The sequence below is a fragment of the Halovivax cerinus genome (assembly GCF_024498195.1).
GTDB lineage: Archaea > Halobacteriota > Halobacteria > Halobacteriales > Natrialbaceae > Halovivax > Halovivax cerinus.
Window position 1 is genome coordinate 2923713 of sequence record NZ_CP101824.1, and the last position, 20700, is coordinate 2944412.

The window sequence follows — 20700 nt, forward strand, 5'->3', positions numbered from 1 at the left end:
CGATCGTCGATTGGTACCCGTTGACCGTAGATAGTTACCTGTTCTCTCGCTGTTCGACCTTGTTCAGTTCGATCAGTAACCGAAAAATCGCCTTGACGAGGTTCGAATCGACGTCGAACCGGTCGGCGTTCTCGCCGGCGCGGTCCATGACGCGTTGCTCTTGCGTTTCGTCCGTCGTCGGGAGGTCTTCGGCGTCCTTGACGCTCGCGATCGAGTCGGCGACGTACGTCCGGCGCGCGATCAGTCGGACGAGTTCCTGATCGATCTCGTGGATCTCGGTCCGAAGGCCCTCTAACGACATATCGGTCGGTTCGGCGTCGGTCGGTTCGTCTCTGTCCTGTCCCGTCTCGGTGTCGGTTGAGTCGTTGTGAGTCATCCTGTCGTCGCTCCCTCCGTTCGCGTTCGTGTCCGCCGTACCGTCCCAGGTCGCTGGCACCACTCCTCGGCCGCGGCGTCGAGTGCCTCGCTCGTCCCGACGGCGACGACGCTCGGTCCCGTCCCCGAGAGGGAGACGCCGGACGCAGCTGGAAGCGCCTCCAGGAGCGGGCCGGGATCGAATCCCAGCGCCGCACAGTAGGCGAACCCGTTCACGGTCATCGCCTCCCCGTACCGGCCGTCGAGCGCGAGTTCGACGGCGAGATCCGCCATCGGCGCGACGCGTGCGCAGGCGTCGGCGTCAGCGTCGGCGCTGAAGGCCCGTTCGGGCGGCGTGTACACGAGCACCTCCCACTCGACGACGGCGCGCTGGCGAAGATCGTCGGTCGCGTTGTCGGTGACGGTGACGCCGCCCAGCATGCTCGCCGACGCGTCGTCGAACGCACCGGTGACGGTGACGCCGGCGTCGCGCGCCGCATCGACGCCGAGTCGACAGGCGTCGAGCGGGTCGACTGCGTCGTCTCTATCGAGCGCGTCGAGCGTGGCCAGTACGGTCGCGTTGGCCGCGGCGCTGGAACTCTTCAACCCGGCGGCGATGGGGACATCACTCTCGGTCCGAATCCGGGCGCCGTACTCGGCGGGGTCGACGCCGGCCCGAGGGCCAACCGCATCGAGGGCGCGTCGAGCGCATCGTTCGATCAACGTCGTGTCGGCGTCCGGCGCCCCGGCGATCGTCCCGACAACGGCCCCGTCGGTCGTCAGTTCGACCGTCGCCGTCGTCTCGAGGTCGATAGCGAACGCCGAGCCCTGCCCTGTCGCGAGGGCGTTCACCACGGTCCCCGCAGCGGGTGCGACGGCTCGTCCCTCCATGTGTACCCTCGGTCGAGGGAGATACTTACGGCTAGCGGTGACCGCACCTTCTGCCACACATCGATCCTCCCCGGACAAATCGACTCAGAACTCGAAAACGCCCGACAGCGTCGTTCTCGCAGGGTCTGTGTCTCTATTCGCACTTGGCGTATGCGACGTCGCTCAGCCGTGTGGTACTCGGTGACGCTGTATCGCGTCACGAGCGCTCGACGCGCGAAACACAGCCTTTAGACGGTCCGGCCCGTAGCGCTCGACATGAGCACCCGTTCGGACGTGGCACCGAGTACGCTCGAGGTGGACCTCGTCGACGGTGGGATCGTCGTTCGATACCTCGACGGTCGGGAGGTCTTCTACCACGGTCCACCCGAGACCGTCGAGTCGAGCGTGGCGACCCCTCCGGGAAAGTCGGTTCACGTTCTGGTGACCGACGAGGACGGCGTCGAAGGGGTGATGACCTACGTGAACGACCGAAAGACGGATTCGTCTATCCTCGAATCGACCGGTGTGGGGCGCATCTTCGTCGACAGCGGCGAATCGACGGTGTTGTTTCCGGGCGTTTCGGCGGCGGTGGACGGCCACGCCGTGACGATCGATGCAGACCTGGACGTCGTCGATGGCCGGGTATTCGTCTTCGCCGAGGATCAGTTCAGCGAGCGAGCGTACGAACTCGTTTCGGAAGCCTGAATTGCGAACCCCCGTTCGGGCCCGATCGGCACGAGGAACGCGGTCGTAGAGCCGGAATTCCCTCGGGCCCTCACTGCACCAGACGTGAGCCCGGTCACTGGATGTACGTCGGGTCCTCGTCGTCGCAGTTCGCCTCGTGTGTCGCCGCGTCCTCACGGTCGTCGAATAGCATACCACACATCTCGCACTCGTACCACGTTTCTCCGTCCCGTTCGGTTTCGGCAACCATACCCTCCCAGACGGGGCCCTCCCAGAAAGGCATTGTGTCGTGTCACCGTATCACTCGGAACCGTCGATATCCGCCCGATCCGGGAGGGTGATACCCTCCACGTACTACAGCGTGCGGAGTTCCGATCGCTGGGATAATAATTCTCAAGGTGACAGCCCCGATAGGGATCGTATGAGCGAGTCGGATGCGGATGGCGTTCGCCTCTCGGTGCGGGCGGCCGAGAAGCGAGATGCGGGTCGGGGCGTCGCGCGGATTCCCGAATCCGCGCGCCGGAAGTTGGGTGTATTGAGCGGCGACGCCGTCGTCATCGAGGGCACGGAGTCGACCGTCGCGAAGATGTGGCCGGCAGATCCGACCGTCGACGAGACTGTCGTCCAGATCGACGCAGACGCGCGCGCGAACGCCGGCGTCCACGTCGGCGACAGCGTGACGGTCAGACCGTTAGACGGGACGTCGATCGCCACCGCCGAGGAGGTCGTCCTCGCCGCACCGGTCGCGGCCGGCGAGGCGGAGACGAACCTCACCGAACGGGTCGCGAATCAGAAACTCAGAAATCGGCCAGTTCGGGCCGGTGAACAGGTTCGAATCGAAGGCGTCGCCGCCGAACCGTTTCGCGTGCTCTCGACGGTCCCCGATGGCGACGTGCGGATCACGACCGAGACGGACGTCGTCGTCCGGCAGGAACACCCCCGAACACCAGCGGCCGAGCGCTCCGGTTCCACGGCGGATTCGGGGAGTCGGACGAATCCCTCCGGAGCCGCGTCGCGCCCGTCGTCCGGTGCCACCTACGAGGACATCGGCGGGCTGGACGAGGAACTGGAACTCGTCCGGGAGATGATCGAATTGCCGCTGTCCGAACCGCAACTCTTCCAGCGACTCGGCGTCGAGCCGCCATCGGGCGTTCTCCTCTATGGCCCGCCCGGGACCGGCAAGACGCTGATCGCCCGGGCCGTGGCAAACGAGGTAGACGCTCACTTCATCTCGATCTCCGGTCCGGAGATCATGTCGAAGTACAAGGGTGAGTCCGAGGAGAAATTGCGCGAAGCCTTCGAACGGGCGCGAACGGAGTCACCCTCGATCATCTTCTTCGACGAGATCGACTCGATCGCGAGCGCGCGCGACGGCGACGCAGACGCCGAGAGTCGCATCGTCGGCCAGCTCCTGTCGCTGATGGACGGACTCGACGGCCGCGGCGACGTGATCGTTATCGGGGCGACGAACCGCGTGGATTCGCTCGATCCGGCCCTCCGGCGGGGCGGACGCTTCGACCGCGAGATCCAGATCGGCGTCCCCGACGAATCCGGCAGACACGAGATCCTCGAGGTTCACACCCGTGGAATGCCCCTCGCAGACGACGTCTCGATCGAGACGCTGGCCTCGCGCACCCACGGCTTCGTCGGCGCCGACCTGGATTCGGTCACCAGCGAGGCGGCGATGGCAGCGATCCGCAGACGGCCGACCGACGAGGACGACCGCGCCGAGTGGAACGCTGAACCGCTCGTCACGCGGGCCGACTTCGACACCGCACTCGCGTCGGTCGAGCCGTCCGCCATGCGCGAGTACGTCGCGGAATCTCCTGACACTGACTTCGGAGACGTCGGCGGCCTGGAGTCTGCCAAGCGGACTCTCACCGAATCGGTCGAGTGGCCGCTCACGTACGACCGGCTCTTCGCCCGAACCAACACCGATCCGCCGGCCGGCGTCCTCCTCTACGGTCCGCCGGGAACCGGCAAGACGCTGCTCGCACGCGCCCTCGCCGGCGAGACCGACGTCAACTTCGTCCATGTTGCCGGTCCGGAGGTGCTCGATCGGTACGTTGGCGAGAGCGAGAAGGCGATCCGCAAGATCTTCGAGCGCGCCCGCCAGTCGGCGCCCTCGATCATCTTCATCGACGAGATCGACGCCCTCGTCGGGCGGCGCGGCGAGAGCCACGAGGTCACGGAGCGTGTGGTCTCCCAACTGCTCACGGAGCTCGACGGGATGCGCGAGAACCCGAACCTCGTCGTCCTGGCCGCGACGAACCGGATGGACGACATCGACCCCGCGCTCCTTCGGCCGGGCCGGCTCGACACGCACGTGCTCGTCCCGGAACCGGATCGCGAGGCGCGCGAGGAGATCCTCCGGGTGCACGCCGGCGACAAACCCCTGTCTGACGACGTCGACCTGGCCGAACTCGCCGCGGAGCTCGACGGCGCGACCGGTGCAGACATCGAGGCGATCGTCCGCGACGCATCCATGCAGGCCATCCGCGAGATCGCCGACCGGTACGATGATCCCGAGGAGGCCAACGAGCGAGCCGACGAGGTCGTCATCGAACGCGAACACATCGATCGTGCACGAGACGCCCTTGAGTGAACCGGACCGGTAGGTCCCGTTGGCCACGCCGTCGACTACCCGTCAGAACCCGGATGCCCCGTCTCGTCGAGTCGCCGTTCGTACTTCTCCAGTGCGCGCTCGAACGCGTCCTCGGCATCGACGTCGACGGCGTGGGCGACGAGGAGCACGGAGAACAGGGCGTCGCCGATCTCGTCCGGTTCGATCGTCAATCCATCGGGATCGGCCCCGTACGCCGAAGATTTCGCCGCATCGGCGGCGATTTCGCCGACCTCCGCAGCGAGGTCGAGGACGCGATAGGCCGGGTCGGCGTCGAGATCGTGCGTGTCGGCGAACGAGACGGCCCGATCCTGGAGCGAGTTGGCCATAGCCGTCTGTCAGGCGGCGCCTGCAAAATACCGTCGGTCGAGTGTCGTCTCTCGGAGGTCTTGCGCCCGTCGGTGGAGTCGGAGTCCGTCCGGCCGGGTGGCTACCGTCCGACGGGGCTCGGTCACGCGGGTTCGTCGAGAACGACCGTCTCGCCGGCCGTGGTGTGGTCACCCGGCGATACCTGGACGTCCTCGATGGATACCGATTCCGAGAAAACGACGTCGACCCGGCTCCCGAAGGCGATGTGCCCGATGCGTTCGCCCGGCGAAAGGTCGTCGTCCACCTCGGCGTACGGCGTGATCCGTCTGGCAAATGCGCCGGCGATAAGCGTCACCTCCTCTACAGGTAGTGAGGGTTCGGCCGCGTCGCCCGCGACGCTCACGTGGACGCGCTCGTTCCGATCGGAGTCCTTCGAGAACGCCGGGCGGTGGGCGCCGGGGGTGTGTTCGACGTCGGACACGCGTCCGTCGACGGGTGATCGGATCACGTGGACGTCCCAGACGTTCATGAAGATCCCCAGTCGGACGGTCTCGCCTTCTTCCCTGAGGACGGAGACCTTCCCGTGGGCTGGCGCGAGGGTTCCGGACGCAGGCGGTGAGCGTTCGGGGTCGCGAAAGAACCAGAGCACGAATCCGCCCAGTGCGACCAGACCCAGACCGAGAGCCGGGTTCACGTAGAACCCGACCGGTGCGAGGAGTATCGGGGGGATCGCGTAGCGCCACGCCCCGGGTGCGACGTTCATACACGCGGTTGGTCGTCCGATCGTTTGGACGTTTCGTCGCCCGCTGCCCTCGCCGACGCGCGTGGCTCACGGGTTCCTGACGGTGGCTCAGTTCCAGAACGATCTCCCGATGGTGGTTCGGTCCCAGTGCAATTTCCCGACAGTAGCTCAGTCCCAGAACGATTGCGTACGTGCGTACTGGCGTTCCTGTCGTAAGATATCGCGGTAGAACTCGTCTTCGTCTTCGCGGAGTTTGTTGATGATCCGAGCGGCGTTGTGCGGTCCGACGCCCCTGGCCGCCATGGCGATGACGGCCCGTTTGCCGTGGCTCTGGACGAGACTGGCCGAGTGAAACGCGCGTTCTGTCATCTCGCGTTGGTCTTCGGATTTCTCCTCGGCGCGGACCGCGTCGACCACCTCGTCGGCCCAGGGGTTGAGTGAGGCGATGCGGGTCGAGCCACACTCCGGACACTCCGGGTGGTCCGGGACGCGCCGTACTTTCGTGCGCGAGAGCCACTCCGTACAGTGCGTACACAGGAGGATGACGCGATCGTCGCGGATCCGCTCTCGCACCGTTTTGATGACGCTCGCGTCGGCGTTGTCGGGTGCGAGAAGCTCCTTTCCCGAGGAGTGCCCGCCGCTGCCTACCGACGTGCGCCCGCGGACGGTCTCGACGTCGATCTCGCCGGACTGGATCGCCTCCAGGACGGCCGCCGCCGACTCCGGATTCAGGTCTTCGTGGAACACCTCGCGAACGGCTTCTTCGTACATCGGCGTGTCCGCGAGTGCGGCGAGGAGGCGATCGTTCGACAGTCGGGCCGATCCCTCCCAGCGCTTGAGCGCGCCGAACTTGCCGGAGACCTGCGCCAGACGGAACGCGAGCGCGTCAGAATTCTTGAGCCCGAGTTCGACGATCGTCTCGACGTGGGCGGGATCGGTATCCTCCAGCACCGCGACCACGTCGCTCGTCGCGACGCTCGTCGGCACCTCGAGTTCGATCCGGTAGGGGTCCGTCTCGAGGCCGATCGACGACCCCGATCGCTGGCCGAGCAGCGAGGAGAGGACGCGTCCCAGCGTCTCGTTCGTCTTGTGGCCGAGACAGGCGTTGACGACGACGTCACGACCCTGCCGTTCGAGGACGATTCGATCTCCTGTCGGCATCGGCTGGTCGGCGTCGATCTGGCGTTCGAGCTGCGAGAGCGCCGACGCGAGCGTCTCGGGGTCGCTCGGATACCGCGTCGCCAGCTCGCGGGCGACCGCATCCTCGTCGGCGCCGCCGGCGAATTGCGGTTCGGCGACCTGCCGGACCTCGCCGACCTCATGGGCGACGTCGTACGGAACAGGGATCTCCTGGCCGATCCATGAGGGGACTTCTCCGGCGGGATCTTCGATCGGGCTCACCTTGACCACACCCTCGTCGTCGTCCACCTCCGCGATACGCCACATCTCGCCGCGCTGGATGAAGATCTCCCCCGGCGAGGCGAAGTTCACGACGAAGCGTTCGTCCAGCGTTCCGATCTGCCCGCCGGATGCGATGTCGTGGACCTCGTAGGTCTCCTCGTCTGGGATCATCGAGAGGTTAGCGTAGACGTACTGCCAGGTGCTCCCGCTGGATTCGATGCGGTCTTCGGCCTCGTCGAACCAGACGATCCGATTCCGGTGGAGTTCGGAGAGGACGCTCCTGAACGTCTCTTCCGTGAGGTCGCGGTAGGGGTAGGCCCGCGTGACGATCTCGAAGGCATCGTCGACGAACGTGTTCCCCGCGCTCTTGACGATCGCCGGAATCTGGTTCGCGACGACGTCCAGACTCCCCTCGTGTATCTCCGCGTCCTCGACTTCGCCCTGTCGCGCGCGCCGGGCGATCGCGATGGCCTCGAAGGTGTCGTCCGCCCGGGTCGTCACGATCGTCCCAGAGGACACCTCGTCCATGCGGTGTCCGGCCCGACCGATGCGCTGGAGGAGCCGTGCGACCTGCCGCGGGCTCTGGTACTGGACCACGTGATCGACGCGGCCGACGTCGATGCCCAGTTCCATCGACGAGGTACACAGGAGGGCGTCGAGCTCACCCGCTTTGAAATCGTCTTCGACCTCGATCCTGGCGGACTTCGACAGCGAGCCGTGGTGGACGCCGATCGGGAGGTCGAGTTCTCGAAACCGCGATCCCAGTGCCTCCGCTGTCTGACGCGTGTTGACGAAGACGAGCGTCGACTCGTTCTCGGCGACGATATCGCGAATGAGCCTGACGTGACTGGCCGTCGTCACCTCCGTCATCAGCGTTCCGGCCAGGTCGCGGTCCTCTTCGGTGACGGTCGGCTCTCGCACCGTCACGTCGACGTTACTCCCGACGTCGATCTCGCGGATCTCGCACGGTCGACCGCCGGTCAAAAACTGGCCGACTTCGCCGGGATCGCCCACCGTCGCGGAGAGGCCGATCCGCTGGAAGGGTCCGGCCAGTTCGCGCAACCGTTCCATCGCCACCGAGAGTTGTGCGCCCCGTTTCGACGCCGCGAGTTCGTGCACCTCGTCGATCACGACGTGGGTGAGGTCGGCGAACGCCTCGCGTAACCGTTCGCCGGTGAGCATCGCCTGGATCGTCTCCGGCGTCGTAATCAGGACGTCGGGTGGTTTCTCGGCCTGTTTACTCCGCTGGTACTGCGTCGTGTCGCCGTGACGGACGTCTACAGAGACGTCGAGGGCCTCACCCCACCACTCCAGGCGATCGAGCATGTCGCGATTGAGCGCACGCAGCGGCGTCACGTAGAGCGCTCGAAATCCCTCCGTCTCCTCGTCGTCGCCCGAATCGGCGCCGCGGTTGGGCTCGTCCAGGGTGGACCGGCGTGTCTCACGATCGGCGACGATGTGATCGAAGACGGGCAGCATCGCCGTCTCGGTCTTGCCACTCCCCGTGGGGGCGATAACGAGCGTGTGTTCTCCAGCCGCGAGCGGTGGAATCGCCAGTCGCTGTGGCGCGGTCGGCGTCGAGAAGCCGCGGTCGGAGAGGGCCTCGCGAACGGCCGACCCCAGGTGGGTGAAGGCCGCCGCGTCCCCGTCGGTCATCGACCGCTCTAGGAACGAACGGCGCATAAGCCCATTGCTATCGAGTCGGCCCGTCGACCCCCCAGCCCGGGCCGTTCGCTGGCGATACACACCGACACCGTTTGCCCCTAGATGGAGTGGTACGGACCCAGGCGGGTGCCGTCGAGCAGGTACGCCTCGCCGGTTTCGAGCCCGCCCGGGAGCACGGGTGAGAGGAACGACTGCCCCTCGACGTTGATCCAGGTGCCGCCGACGAGGTCGTTGAACGCCGGGAAGGCGACGAAGGGGATCGGATCGGGTTCCCGGCCGACGACACCTCCGGACGAGTCGCTCGACGACGCGTTTGGGCTCACCCCGTCGTCGGTCGATCGACCGGTATCCGACGGAGCATCGGTCCCTGCGTCGACGTGTGGCGATCGCCGAGCAGCCCATCTCCGGTCGAGCGTGCCCCGGAACCAGACCGGTTCGACCCGGCTGCCGCCGACCTCGTCTTCGAGCCTGACGCAGGGGTGCTCGTGGCCCAGACAGAGGACGTCGGCTTCCAGTGCTGGTGCGGCTGGCCAGCTGTGGCCGTGACAGACACCGATATCGCCGAGCCGTCCACCTTCACCGTCCAGTACGTCGAGTTCAATCACTCCGGTCGAAGCGGCAGCGGGTGGACCGCGACTCGATTCGGCGATCGTCTCGCCCAGCCACGTCTCGATCGCGCCGTCGTGGTTCCCTTTCACGAGCGTGACCGGAATCGGCGGCAGCGACTCGAAGAGCACCTCCAGTTCTCCGCGCTCTGCACCCCCAGGGTCGCCGATCGAGTGCATCAGGTCACCGAGGACGACCAGGCGGTCGACACCGGTCTCGTCGACGAGTCTGCAGAGTCGCTCCCGGCGCTCGTCGGCTCGACTTGGCACCTGGACGCCGCGTTCGTATCGGAGCGCGGCCTCGACACCGGCGTGGTAATCGGCGACGAACAGCGCTCGCTCGTCGTCGACCGTCCCGATCGCCGCCGGTTCGTCCGGGACCGGCTCGATCGCGTGCATGCTCAGATGGCCTGCAACCTGTCTTCCGACGGTTCGAAACACTCCCCGCCCATCAGCGCGTCCTGTATCGCCTGTTCGACGTCGTCTTCGGACGCGCCCGTCTCCTCGGTGACGGTCTCGACGATGGCCGATCGCTCGGCACCGTCGCCGTCGTCCAGGTCGTCCATCGTCTCGACGACCTGCGACTGCAAGTCGACTTCGTCGGCGGCATCGTCCTCGGTCGCATCGGCCGCTTCGTCTGTTCCGTCGTCCGAGGGTCCGTCGTCGGTTTCGCTCCGTCCGCCCGCGTCGTCGTCCGGCGAGGGCTGGTCGGGCTCTGATTCGGCCACCTCCGACGCGACGTCGGTCGCGTCGGGAACGTCGATATCTGCTTCCCCGGGGTCGTCGACCTCCGTGCCGGTCGTGAAGTCGGTCCCGAACTCTTCTTCTACGGCCTGGCGTTCCTCCTCGTCGAGGTCGTACATGCCGTCGTCTCCCGCGTCGGGTGCCGGCTCGACGGCGTCGGATTCGGGTTCCGACTCGGTCTCGTTCGGTGCCGACGGTTCGGACCCTCCGTCGTCGGTCGTTCCATCATCGTCGGTCGGGACGTCGGTATCGGGTGCACCGTCCACGTCAGCCGCGACTCCGTCGCCGACCGCTTCATCGTCGGCCGTCGGTTCCGCGTCCGCTGTCCCGTCTTCGTTCGCCGTCTCGCCATCGTCGGCTGTCGTCGTGTCTCCGGGTTCGAAGTCCCCGAGGACGTCCTCGCCGTCCGAATCGTCGTCGACTGCCGACGGTTCGGCCGTATCAGTGTCTCCGGTCGACGGTTCGGTCGTATCGTTGGCTCCAGTCGACGGTTCGGTCGTCGACTCGACGTCGACGGCCGCTTCGTCGGCGTCCGCGTCGACGACCGGTTCACTCGCGGTCGCGGTGCCGACCGCCGCACCGGCCGCGGCGTCTGACGATGTCCCGGTGGGTGCGTCCGTCGTCACTGCATCGGACTCCGGTTCGTCTTCGGTCGTCCCGACGTCGTCCGGGACGGAGAACGTCGGCCCATCGGCGGCGAGCGTCTCGTAGCTGGGGGCGTCGGGTCCCGTCGCGTCCGGCGACCCGACGCTCGCCTCGACCTGTGACTGCTCGCCGGAGACGACACGGACGGCGTCGACGGCCACGTCGCGAAGGCCGTCGAGGTACGTCGGCGTCGTCCTGTAGTGGGCCATCGCGAGCGGTATCCCCTCGGCGAATCCCTCGGAGACGCCGTTCTCCCGAAGGACGTCGCCGAGCGCGTCCCCGTCCACGTCCAGTGTGACGGCTGCGGCGTACCGCCGAATTCGGTCGATAGTGTGCTCTGCAGCGTCGACCACCCAGCGGTCGCGTGTCTCCGCGTCGACGAGCGACAGGGTCTCGGGGCGGATGGATGTGTACACCTGATCGCCGTCGTCGGGCTCGAACGTCCGGGCTTTTCCGGAAACCGCGACGAAGGCCGGCGGATCGGCCCGTTCGAGAAACGCCAGCGCCTCGGGCTGGTACTGCCCGGCGTAGACGACGAACGCGCCCGTCGGATCGACCACGCGGGCCCGGACCATCTCCTCGTTGACGTCGGTGACTTCCGTGAGCGTCCCGACGACGAAGACGCGATTGAGCCGCGCACCGGTCGGCGAGATGACGTAGTTCGGTGCGCGCTCCTCGTCGCTCTCGGCGTACGACAGCGATGCGTCGTCGAACTCGGCGGCGAAGAGCCGGTATGCGACTTCACGGCCCGGTCGGCTGTCGCCGTCGCCGTTGGAACTCACGCGTTCACCTCCGCGAGGAACGCGCTCGCACGGTCGGCCGGATCCTCGGCGACTTCGTCGAACGAATTGGCGTCAAGGTTGGCACCGTACTCGTCGACCGAGAGGTGCCCGCGAACCCGGTACGCGCGGCCGACGATCCGCTCGCGGATACGATCCGCGACGACTTCCTGATCCATCGCCTCCCGTGCGGCCTCGCGGGCGTCGTCCAGGTCGCCGCCGTAGATCTCCTCGGTGAGTTCGTCGTCGAGGACGGCTGTCACGGTTCCCGTCCCGTCGTCGAGGATCGCCTTGACCCTGAGGTCGTCCTCGCCGTCGACGTCGCCGTGAGTGCGACACTGGCCCTTCTGTACGACCCGGCGACACTCCGGACAGCGCTGGATGAGTCCGGAGCCGTCGCGCACCTCGATGACGTTGCCCGTCAGTTCCACGTCGTAGATACCGCCACTGTCGACCGCTTGCCCGATACCGAGCGACGGAGCGTCGGTCCCGACCTCGATCGCTCTATCGAGCGTCTCGACGGTCGAGAATCGTGAGACGTTGACCTCGGGGACGCCTCGGAACTCACGGACGTACACGTTTTCTGCGCGGACGGTGGCGTCCGTCTCGATCTCCGGCCTGGGATCCCAGCAGGTGAAGGGAAGACGGCCACTCTCGTCGCCGAACACGCCGCTTAGAATCTCCGTCTCACCGTCACGTCCATCGATGGTCCGCGTCTCGCACTCGACGACCACGACCTCGACCGATCTGGCACGATCGCCGGTCTCGAGTTCGGCGAGCGTGGCCTCGCCGCCAATCTCGTACGGAACATCGAGCGATTCATCGGTGACCGAGATCGCGGCGTGTTCGCCGAGGTTGAGTTCGGGTTCACCGTCCCACTCCCGGACGCCAGCGTTCCCGACGGTGATCGTCTCTCCCGGTTCGAGGCCGAAGTCCTCCCAGGCGGTGTAGTCGATGCGTCCCGTCTCGTCGGCGAGTTCGCCCTCGACGATGACGTGGTCGTCTCCCTGGTAGCGAATCGACCGTTCGCCCGCAGTGAGAACGACGGCGGTCACGCTGACGTTCCCGGTGTCGGGCGTGATCTCGCCGATCGACTTCGTTGTCGGGCCGCCAGCGTCGGCGGAGCCGTCGCCGTACTTTCGGCGCAGACTCTGTTTGGCCTCGTCGATGGGGACGCTGTACTCCACCAGATTCTGCAAGTCGACTTTGACCTCCTCGTTGTCGACACCGAGGGCGGAGGCGAGTTCCTCGGCGTGGCTGTCGAGATCCATTACGGACACCTATACGCGCGCCCGTGAAAAGCGTTCGTAGCGCGGAGCGAAAGTAAAGCCCTCCCGGGATTAGTGGAAGGCGGGCCGACGATCCTCTGACGCCCCTACCGATCCGACCCATAGATCGGCGGTCGACGAGCGGACAGACCATTCCATGGGCCGGCGATCGACGAGCTGACAGACCATTCCATGGGCCGGCGATCGACGAGCGGACAGACCATTCCATGGGCCGGCGATCGACGGCGGGCGGGTCGTTCCGTGAACGTGAATCGTCGGAACCGGTGGTGAGCCCGGTTCCGCTCGGTCAGCCGGCGGTGGCGTTAACTCGGTGCCGCAGAAACCTCACGCATCCATGCACGTGGTCGTCAACGCGGCGATGAGCGCGGACGGGAAGCTCTCGACGCGCGAGCGAACGCAGATCGTGATCAGCGGCGAGGCGGACTTCGATCGCGTCGATCGGCTCCGAGCCGACAGCGACGCCATCGTCGTCGGCGTCGGAACGGTGCTGGCAGACGATCCGAGCCTCACTGTCACGGCAGACGCGCTTCGCGACACCCGCATCGAATCCGATCGACCGGCGAACCCGGCGCGCGTCGTCGCCGATTCGCGGGCGCGGACTCCTGTTGACGCGTCCGTCCTCGACGACGCGGCCGAGACGTACGTACTCGTGAGCGAGGCCGCGCCGGTGGACCGGCGGTCGGCGTTGGCAGACCGCGGCGCGACACTGATCACGGCCGGTGCGGATCGTGTGGACCTCCTACGCGCGTTCGCTGCCCTGCAGGAGGCCGGTTTTCGGGACGTGATGGTCGAAGGGGGCGGTGAACTCATCTTCTCGCTGTTCGATGCGGGCCTCGTGGACGAGCTGATCACGTACGTCGGTTCCACGGTGTTCGGCGGACGCGACGCACCGACGCTGGCCGACGGCGAGGGATTCGTCACCGGCTTTCCCTCGTTATCATTGTCGTCGGTCGAGCGACTCGACGACGGCGTCGTCCTCTCTTGGACGGTGGATCGGTGACCAGCGCACGGCCACGCGGTCACAGCCGAGATGGGTGTGAATCGATCCCTCAGTCGGAACCACTTTCACCGGCTGGATAGACACTCGGCCCTATGGGGGAGAAGTTGGCACCGGAGTCTACGGAGTCGTCGGACGTCAGGTCGATTGCCCGGACGTATTTCGCGGATGCGCCGCCCGCTCACGATTGGCTACACGTCCGTCGTGTCGAGCGACTCGCCGAACAGCTCGCCGCAGGGCGCGACGACGTCGACGACTCGGTACTCCGGTACGCGGTCTGGTTGCACGACGTCGGACGCCAGCGTGAAGACGCGGGTGCAATCGACGACCACGCCAACTGGGGCGCCCGGGAGGCCGAGTCGATCCTCGAATCTATCGGGCTCGATCGGGAGACGATCGACGCGGTCGCCCATTGCATCCGTGCGCACCGCTTCTCGAACGACGTCGAACCGCGTTCGCCGGAGGCTCGCATCCTCTGCGACGCCGACAACCTGGACGCGATCGGCGCGGTCGGGATCGCCAGGGTGTTCTCACACGGCGGTTCGAACGGGTTTCCCATGCACGGAATCGAACCGTCTACCGACGGGAACGACAAAAGCGCGGGTGCACCGTCGCGCACCCACTTCACGGAGAAGATTCTCACGCTGTCTGACCGGATGTACACCGACGCCGGGCGCGACCTCGCCGCGGAGCGCCACGCATTCTGTGAACGGTTTCTCGAACGGTTCGACCGCGAGAGCACGGGCGCAGTCTGACCCGAGCGGTCGGACCGACCTGACGTGAGGGCTGGCGGACTCGTCCTGCTACACGCACCTACGTCGATACCCGCTTCCGAGACGACTTTAGCGGTCCGTTACCCAGTCCCCGTATACTGATGGCCGCACGACTGACGACCGAAACCGGGGCACTCGTGCGAGACGAGCGCCCGCGATGACCGGATCGTCCGAAGAGATGGCTGGTGACCACGATCGAGCGAGTGCGACCGACGACGGGCACGCGTCGAGCGGTGCGGGTCACACAGACGTGACGTTCGGCTGGGCCGGACTCAGACGAGGGTTCACGACGGGTGTTCCCGTCGCGATCGGCGTCGCCGGCTACGGTGTCGCGTTCGGGATGCTCGCCGATCGGGCCGGCCTGAGTGTCGCCGAGGCCGCGCTGATGAGCGCGACCGTCCTCGCGGGCGCCTCACAGATGGTCGCCGTCGAACTGTGGTCAGATCCGATCCCCGTGGCGACGATCCTGCTCGCGACGGTCGCGATCAACCTCCGGTACTCGATCATGGGAGCGGCGCTCGAGCCGTGGTTCCGGTCACTGTCGCCCCGACAGGCGTACGGAAGCCTGTTCTTCATGGCCGACGAGAACTGGGCGCTGACGATGCGGGACCTCGCCGGCGGAAGCGGACGCGGCGCGTTCCTCGTCGGGAGCGGAATCGCCCTCTGGCTGTTCTGGATCGCCTCGACCGTCGTCGGCGCGGTCGCCGGGGGAGCGATCGGTGAACCCGCACGGTTCGGTCTCGATTTCGTCCTCGCCGCCGTCTTCGTCGCGCTCCTCGTCGATCTCTGGGAGGGCCGCTCGAATCTCTTCCCGTGGGCCGTCGCGCTCGCCGTCTCCGTGACGGCCGCGGAACTGCTTCCCGGCCAGTGGTACATCGTCGTCGGCGGTGGTGCGGCCGCGGTCGCCGAGGTGATTCGTCACGATGAGTGAGTACGTCGCGTGGGCCCCCGGAATCGGCCTGGATCCGTTCGTCGTCGCTGTGATCCTGGCGATGGCCGCCGCCACGGTCGCGACGAAGGTCGGTGGACTCTGGTTCCTGAGTCAGGTCGACGTGAGTGAACGCGTGGAGGCAGGCCTTTCGGCTCTCCCCGGAGCGATCGTCGTCTCGATCCTCGGCCCGGAACTGGTAGAGAGCGGGCCGCCCGAGTGGGCCGCTGCTGGCGTCGTCGCGTTCGTCGCCTGGCGAACGAATCGACTGCTCGTCGCCCTGGCCGCCGGACTCGTCGCCGTCGTCGGATTCAGGGCGCTGCTGTGACACGGATCGTCGTTCGACGGCGGTGGGTCCGACCGAATCGGCGAGCCTGGAGGTGCTTCCGTGCGAACGGAACCGATTAGGGGCACGCGACCTACCTGCAGGTAGAACGTGGCCATGGTGACGTACGATCTCTCACAGCAGATCCGAGACGGCATGCCGGTCTATCCGGGCGACCCGACGTCGACGGTTCGACCGCTCGCGACCGTCCCCGACGACGGCTACCGGGTGACGGGCCTGGAACTCGATAGTCACACGGGCACACACGTCGACGCCCCTGCACACATGCTCGAGACAGGCCGATCGATCGACGAGTACGACCCCGCGACGTTCCGGTTCGCTGCCCTCGTGGCCGATCTGGCGCCGCTCGCCTCCCGGGCGTCCATCACGGCGGAACAGCTCCGTCGGGCGGTGGCGCCCTGCTCTCTCGACGGGGTCGATCTGCTCGTGATCCGCACCGGCTGGGACGACCACTGGGGCTCGGACCGCTACTTCGACCATCCGTCTCTCACGGCCGACGCGGCCGCACAGATCGTTGACTGGGGCTGTCACGTTGGGGTCGACGCGCCGAGTGTCGACCCGACGCCGACGGACCGCGCGGGTGCGGACGATCCGGACGGGTATCCGGCTCACCAGATCCTGTTCGAGGCTGACCGCCTGATCGTCGAGAACCTCCGTGGTCTCGATCGACTTCCGACTGGGGAGTCGTTCGTCGTTCACGCCTACCCCCTTCCGATTGCACGCGGCGACGGCGCGCCGGTTCGGGCGGTCGCGTCCGTCTAACTCGCTCTCTACCGATCGAACCGATTGGGGGGATCTCCCACGGTCCTGTTCGGCTCGTTCGCACACCGGTTTGCGATCGGACAGATGACGTCGACCGTACCGAACTACGGTCTCACGCAGATGCCAGGACGATCGATTCACACGTCGTTTCCGACGGAATCGATCCCGCGCTGGTGTCCGTTCGAATTCCCCGTCACCCATTCGTTCGCGGACCGTCCCCGTCACCCATTCGTTCGCGGACCGTCCCCGTCACCCATTTGTTCGCTCACCTCCTGGGTAGTGTATGGAACACGCAACGTTCGGCGGCGGCTGTTTCTGGTGTATCGAGGGCGCGTTCGAACAGCTCGCGGGCGTCGAGTCGGTCACATCGGGTTACGCAGGGGGTCACACCGCAGACCCGACGTACGAGGACGTGTGCAGCGGTCAGACCGGGCACGCCGAAGTCGTCCAGGTCGCGTACGATTCCGACGTCATCGGGTACGAGGACCTCCTCGAGGTTTTCTTCACGGTCCACGATCCGACCCAACTGAACCGGCAGGGACCCGACGTGGGAACGCAGTATCGGTCGATCGTCCTCGCACACGACGAGCACCAGGAGTCGCTGGTGCGAGCATTCGTCGACGAACTCGACGACCAGGGCGTCTACGACGAGCCGGTGGTCACCGAGATCGACCAGCTTTCGACGTTCTACGAGGCCGAAGCGCATCACCAGAACTACTTCGAGAAGAACCCAAACGACGCGTACTGTCGAATGCACGCGGCACCGAAACTGGAGACAGTCCGTGAGCAGTTCGCCGATCGCGTCGAAACCGAGCCCAACCCGTAACGGTCGGCACTCGTCGCTAGTCACCGTTTGGTCGACCCACACGGTGGTCGACCGATCCCGACCCACACAGTCACCTCCAGTCGACGGAGACGAGTCTCCGTTCGGTCGACGTATACGGGTCTCTGGTCGGTACCTCCGCGTCACGGTCGGTGCCGATTCCAACAACGATACGTAGGGGTGTTCCCTCTCTTCAGTCGTGAACCTGGAGGCAATTTCGCTCGGAAACCACGAGTTCGAGGGGGAGAATAACGCCTACCTCCTCGAATCGGAGGGGCAGACGGCGTTGATCGACACGGGCATTCACCGGCCGGACATTCGGGAACAACTGGTGGCTGGTGTGGAGTCGACCGGACAGTCGATCGGGGACATCGGCGTCGTGGTCCTGACGCATCACCACCACGATCACGCGGCGCTAGCCGGTTCGATCGCAAACGAAGCCGGCGTACCCGTCTACGCACACGAACGGACGGCACCGCTCGTATCGCGCGATCCAGACGCACTTGAGGAGTACGACGAGTTACAGGAGCACCGATTCGAATCCTGGGGCATGCCGGCAGAGAAACGAGACGAACTGCGTTCGTTCTTCGACGCGATCCCGCCGATCGAAGCGCCCGAGGACCTCGTCGTGATCGACGACGGCGACGACATCGAGATTGGTGACGTCACGCTCTCTGTAACCCACGCGCCGGGGCACGCGGCTGGTCATTGCACGTTCGGGTTCGAACGAGACGGCTCCGCGGAAGCGTTCGTCGGCGACGTGATCTTGCCGGTCTACACGCCGAACGTCGGTGGCGCCGACCTCCGCCTCGAACGACCGTTAGAGCGCTACGTTGAGACGCTCGCTGCGATCGTGGAGACCGAGTACGATCGGGTCTGGCCCGGCCACAGGGAGGTGATCGAGTCGCCCGCGGCGCGCGCACGGACGATCGTCGAGCACCACCACGAACGAACCGACAACGTACTCTCAGTGCTTCGTACCGTTGAATCGGCGACACCCTGGGAGGTGAGCGCCGAACTCTTCGGGTCGCTCGAGAACATTCACATCCTCCACGGTCCTGGCGAAGCGTTCGCTCACCTCGACCACCTGGCTCGGGCCGGCGCGGTGGAGGTGACGAACGACGGGTATCGACTCGGTGCCGAGGACGTCACGGCGGCGGACGTCCTTCCGACGCTGTGAGTCGATCGGCGAGACGGGTACCCTGGCGGATACGGCCGCTGGATACAACGACAGTGTCCAATCCGCCGCTTCCGGGGACGACACCTAGAGACAGGACGCTCTCACGAAGGGCTGATCTCGTCCGCTCACGTGTGACGATCGACTTCCGACATTGCTGATCGACCTCCGACATTGCCGATCGACTTCCGCCGTGTGACAACTACGTGATCATATTCGTTCGAAAATGGAACTGTGATCGATACGCTGCGTGACCCACGAATTCCACCGATCCGGCGAAAGCCCGTCTCGGTCGACTGTGACGAGACGTCTCTCGGGTGGACGCGAGACTCGTCAATCCTCCTCGTTCGCCTCGTCTCCAGGGTCGTCACCGTCAACAGATTCGGTCGGCCCCGTGTCGGTCTGCGACGAGTCGGGAGCGTCGGTACCGTTCGGCTCCTCGACGTCCGCCTCGTCGGATTCCGACGGGGTCGAATCGCTTACATCGGGAGATTCCGATTCATCCGCACGAGTGTCTTCCGATCGATCGGTACCATCGGTTTTCGGTCGATCTGCACCGGCGTCTGCCGATTCGACCGTGTCGTGTTCTGTCGATCCGTTTCTCCCGTCGTCGGCGCCGTATCGATCACGGAGTGTCTGGAGCTCGGCGTCCACGTCGACGTGATCGCCGGCTGACGTCGGTTGTCGACCGTCAGATCGCTCTCCGTCGTGTTTCCCACGGTCGGCTGCTTCGTCCGGGTCCGTGTCGGGCGATCCGTCGTCTATCTCGATACGGTAGCCATCGGATCGGTTCTCCGGGGAGTGATCCGAGAGGCGGCGGTCTATCTCCTCGTACAGCGAGCGAGTTCGTTCGAGCAGGGCGCGCGTCTCCGCGTCGGACGAATCTCCGAGCCGATTCTGGATCTCGTCGATCGTCTCCCCCATCCGGTCTACGATCGGTGCGGCGGTACGATCGATGCTGGACCCGTCTCCGGTCGCCTCCCGAAGGCGGGTGTTCACGTCGCGCCCTCGGCGGACGGCGCGGGACCCTCGTTGCAACAGTGTGAGCGCCCGTATCTGGGCTTCGAGGAGCCCGATCAGGGCCGGAATCGCGCGTTCGTCGGTCACTTTGAGAACGTCGTCGAGCGTGGGGAGTTCTCGAGAACGCGCAGGCGGTTCGTCACCGGCGGTGTCCGCTATCGTCCCTTCGAGGCCTCGAATCGCCGCCGCGAGGTCTTCCAGTGCGACCGCGATATCGTCCCGACTCATACCGGTATCGTCACCGTCCAACGGAATAAGCGTCCGGTTCCCCCGGTTTGGACGATACGTATCGGTACTCCGCGGGGAAGCACGATTCGAGGCGCCGAATTACCCGCCTGTCGCTTCGATGCGATATGGATGCCGAGTATAAATTACCGTTGGATGCACCTAACAGATGATTTTATGGCCGCAATACTTATTTGCAATTGAATCAATTTACTGATTGAATGGGTAGCGAGCTTGGGGTTGGCGTGCCAGAGAGCACATCGTTCGCGCAGGCGCTGGGAACGCTCAAACGAAATGGCAGCAACGTACTGCTCGTCGGCGAACCGGTCGCGACGACCCACGAACACGTCTGCGACACGTTTCTCGGCTCGAACGACTCGGCCCAGCGGCGGATCGTCGTCTCGACTGACCGGACGCGAATTCCACGCGATGGGTCGACGGACACCGACTATCTCGTGCTCGACCCCGAATCGTCGGCGTCGGCCCTGGATCTCTCGCCGAGCGAGTCGATTACCGAACTGTCCGTCCTCGGGATGGTCGGTCGTGAGTTCGTCAATCGGGTCGACGAACTCGACCGACTCGATGACCTGGATCCGGCCACGCTCCGGGTCTGCGTGAACGCGGTGGACGAACTCCTGGAGCGACACGATTCGGAAGTGGTCTTTCGCCTGCTCCACGTCATCACGACACGCACCCGACGCAGCCGCGGAATGGGACACTATCACCTGCCGATCGATCGTGAGTCAGAAGCCGTTCGACTCTTCGAACCACTCTTCGACGCGGTCGTGTGTCTTCGGACGATCGGTGGGGAACTGGAACACCGATGGCACCTTCGAGATGGCGAGACGTCGACGGACTGGATTCCGCTGTGAGTACCGGAGAGCCGTCAGTCGATGAGCGCCGAGGTGTCCCCGGACCACCCGTCGGTGCTCCGATCGA

20 protein-coding genes are annotated in these 20700 nt (G+C 65.9%); 10 read left to right on the plus strand and 10 right to left on the minus strand.

Going from position 1 to position 20700, the window contains the following annotated elements; all coding sequences use genetic code 11:
• Positions 1-34: 34 nt before the first annotated feature.
• Both NO366_RS13795 and NO366_RS13800 read right to left on the minus strand, forming a co-directional pair.
• Positions 35-301: a chorismate mutase gene (locus tag NO366_RS13795; RefSeq protein ID WP_382274245.1), complete on the minus strand. Its 267-nt coding sequence runs from the start codon at positions 299-301 to the stop codon at positions 35-37.
• A gap of 71 nt (positions 302-372) precedes the next feature.
• Positions 373-1245: a shikimate kinase gene (locus tag NO366_RS13800; RefSeq protein ID WP_256531369.1), complete on the minus strand. Its 873-nt coding sequence runs from the start codon at positions 1243-1245 to the stop codon at positions 373-375.
• A gap of 255 nt (positions 1246-1500) precedes the next feature.
• Between NO366_RS13800 and NO366_RS13805 the strand changes: the two genes are divergently transcribed.
• The gene (locus tag NO366_RS13805) at positions 1501-1929 is read left to right on the plus strand and encodes a DUF5796 family protein (protein WP_256531370.1); all 429 of its coding nucleotides are present in this window, start codon (positions 1501-1503) and stop codon (positions 1927-1929) included.
• A gap of 94 nt (positions 1930-2023) precedes the next feature.
• Here the strand turns inward: NO366_RS13805 and NO366_RS13810 are convergent, their stop codons facing one another.
• Positions 2024-2158 (minus strand): DUF7128 family protein, encoded by a 135-nt coding sequence (locus NO366_RS13810; protein WP_425493224.1) that lies wholly within the window; start codon positions 2156-2158, stop codon positions 2024-2026.
• 171 nt (positions 2159-2329) lie between these two features.
• Between NO366_RS13810 and NO366_RS13815 the strand changes: the two genes are divergently transcribed.
• Entirely contained in the window at positions 2330-4513 is a 2184-nt protein-coding gene (locus NO366_RS13815; RefSeq protein WP_256531371.1) for an AAA family ATPase, read from the plus strand.
• 35 nt (positions 4514-4548) lie between these two features.
• Here the strand turns inward: NO366_RS13815 and NO366_RS13820 are convergent, their stop codons facing one another.
• The 6 genes from NO366_RS13820 to NO366_RS13845 form a co-directional block, all read right to left on the minus strand.
• A complete protein-coding gene (locus NO366_RS13820) occupies positions 4549-4860 on the minus strand; it encodes a MazG nucleotide pyrophosphohydrolase domain-containing protein (RefSeq protein ID WP_256531372.1) in 312 nt (103 codons plus the stop codon).
• Positions 4861-4982: 122 nt separating this feature from the next.
• Entirely contained in the window at positions 4983-5603 is a 621-nt protein-coding gene (locus NO366_RS13825; protein ID WP_256531373.1) for a protein sorting system archaetidylserine decarboxylase, read from the minus strand.
• 147 nt (positions 5604-5750) lie between these two features.
• On the minus strand, positions 5751-8639 hold the full coding sequence (locus NO366_RS13830; protein ID WP_256531374.1) for a DEAD/DEAH box helicase: 2889 nt from the start codon (positions 8637-8639) through the stop codon (positions 5751-5753).
• A gap of 107 nt (positions 8640-8746) precedes the next feature.
• On the minus strand, positions 8747-9652 hold the full coding sequence (locus NO366_RS13835; protein ID WP_256531375.1) for a metallophosphoesterase: 906 nt from the start codon (positions 9650-9652) through the stop codon (positions 8747-8749).
• Positions 9653-9654: 2 nt separating this feature from the next.
• A complete protein-coding gene (locus NO366_RS13840; protein WP_256531376.1) occupies positions 9655-11424 on the minus strand; it encodes a hypothetical protein in 1770 nt (589 codons plus the stop codon).
• Positions 11421-12692 (minus strand): Single-stranded DNA binding protein, encoded by a 1272-nt coding sequence (locus tag NO366_RS13845; protein WP_256531377.1) that lies wholly within the window; start codon positions 12690-12692, stop codon positions 11421-11423. Before NO366_RS13845 ends, NO366_RS13840 begins: the two co-directional genes overlap by 4 nt.
• A gap of 352 nt (positions 12693-13044) precedes the next feature.
• Here NO366_RS13845 and NO366_RS13850 point away from each other — a divergent pair, with 352 nt between their 5' ends.
• The 7 genes from NO366_RS13850 to NO366_RS13880 all read left to right on the plus strand — a co-directional run bounded on the left by NO366_RS13850 (position 13045) and on the right by NO366_RS13880 (position 18519).
• Entirely contained in the window at positions 13045-13710 is a 666-nt protein-coding gene (locus NO366_RS13850; protein ID WP_256531378.1) for a 2,5-diamino-6-(ribosylamino)-4(3H)-pyrimidinone 5'-phosphate reductase, read from the plus strand.
• A gap of 92 nt (positions 13711-13802) precedes the next feature.
• A complete protein-coding gene (locus NO366_RS13855; RefSeq protein WP_256531379.1) occupies positions 13803-14462 on the plus strand; it encodes an HD domain-containing protein in 660 nt (219 codons plus the stop codon).
• 175 nt (positions 14463-14637) lie between these two features.
• Positions 14638-15411: an AzlC family ABC transporter permease gene (locus NO366_RS13860; protein WP_256531380.1), complete on the plus strand. Its 774-nt coding sequence runs from the start codon at positions 14638-14640 to the stop codon at positions 15409-15411.
• On the plus strand, positions 15404-15736 hold the full coding sequence (locus NO366_RS13865; RefSeq protein WP_256531381.1) for an AzlD family protein: 333 nt from the start codon (positions 15404-15406) through the stop codon (positions 15734-15736). Before NO366_RS13860 ends, NO366_RS13865 begins: the two co-directional genes overlap by 8 nt.
• Before the next feature lie 114 nt (positions 15737-15850).
• The gene (locus NO366_RS13870; protein ID WP_256531382.1) at positions 15851-16516 is read left to right on the plus strand and encodes a cyclase family protein; all 666 of its coding nucleotides are present in this window, start codon (positions 15851-15853) and stop codon (positions 16514-16516) included.
• Between the two features lie 283 nt (positions 16517-16799).
• Positions 16800-17342, plus strand: coding sequence for a peptide-methionine (S)-S-oxide reductase MsrA (gene msrA / locus NO366_RS13875; protein ID WP_256531383.1), 543 nt, complete (start codon positions 16800-16802; stop codon positions 17340-17342).
• Between the two features lie 202 nt (positions 17343-17544).
• Positions 17545-18519, plus strand: a complete 975-nt coding sequence (locus NO366_RS13880) for an MBL fold metallo-hydrolase (RefSeq protein WP_382274243.1) — start codon at positions 17545-17547, stop codon at positions 18517-18519.
• 330 nt (positions 18520-18849) lie between these two features.
• Here the strand turns inward: NO366_RS13880 and NO366_RS13885 are convergent, their stop codons facing one another.
• Positions 18850-19764: an MSCRAMM family adhesin SdrC gene (locus NO366_RS13885; RefSeq protein ID WP_256531385.1), complete on the minus strand. Its 915-nt coding sequence runs from the start codon at positions 19762-19764 to the stop codon at positions 18850-18852.
• Between the two features lie 218 nt (positions 19765-19982).
• Here NO366_RS13885 and NO366_RS13890 point away from each other — a divergent pair, with 218 nt between their 5' ends.
• Complete coding sequence (locus NO366_RS13890) at positions 19983-20633, plus strand: DUF7504 family protein (protein ID WP_256531386.1); 651 nt, start codon at positions 19983-19985, stop codon at positions 20631-20633.
• Positions 20634-20700 lie beyond the last annotated feature (67 nt).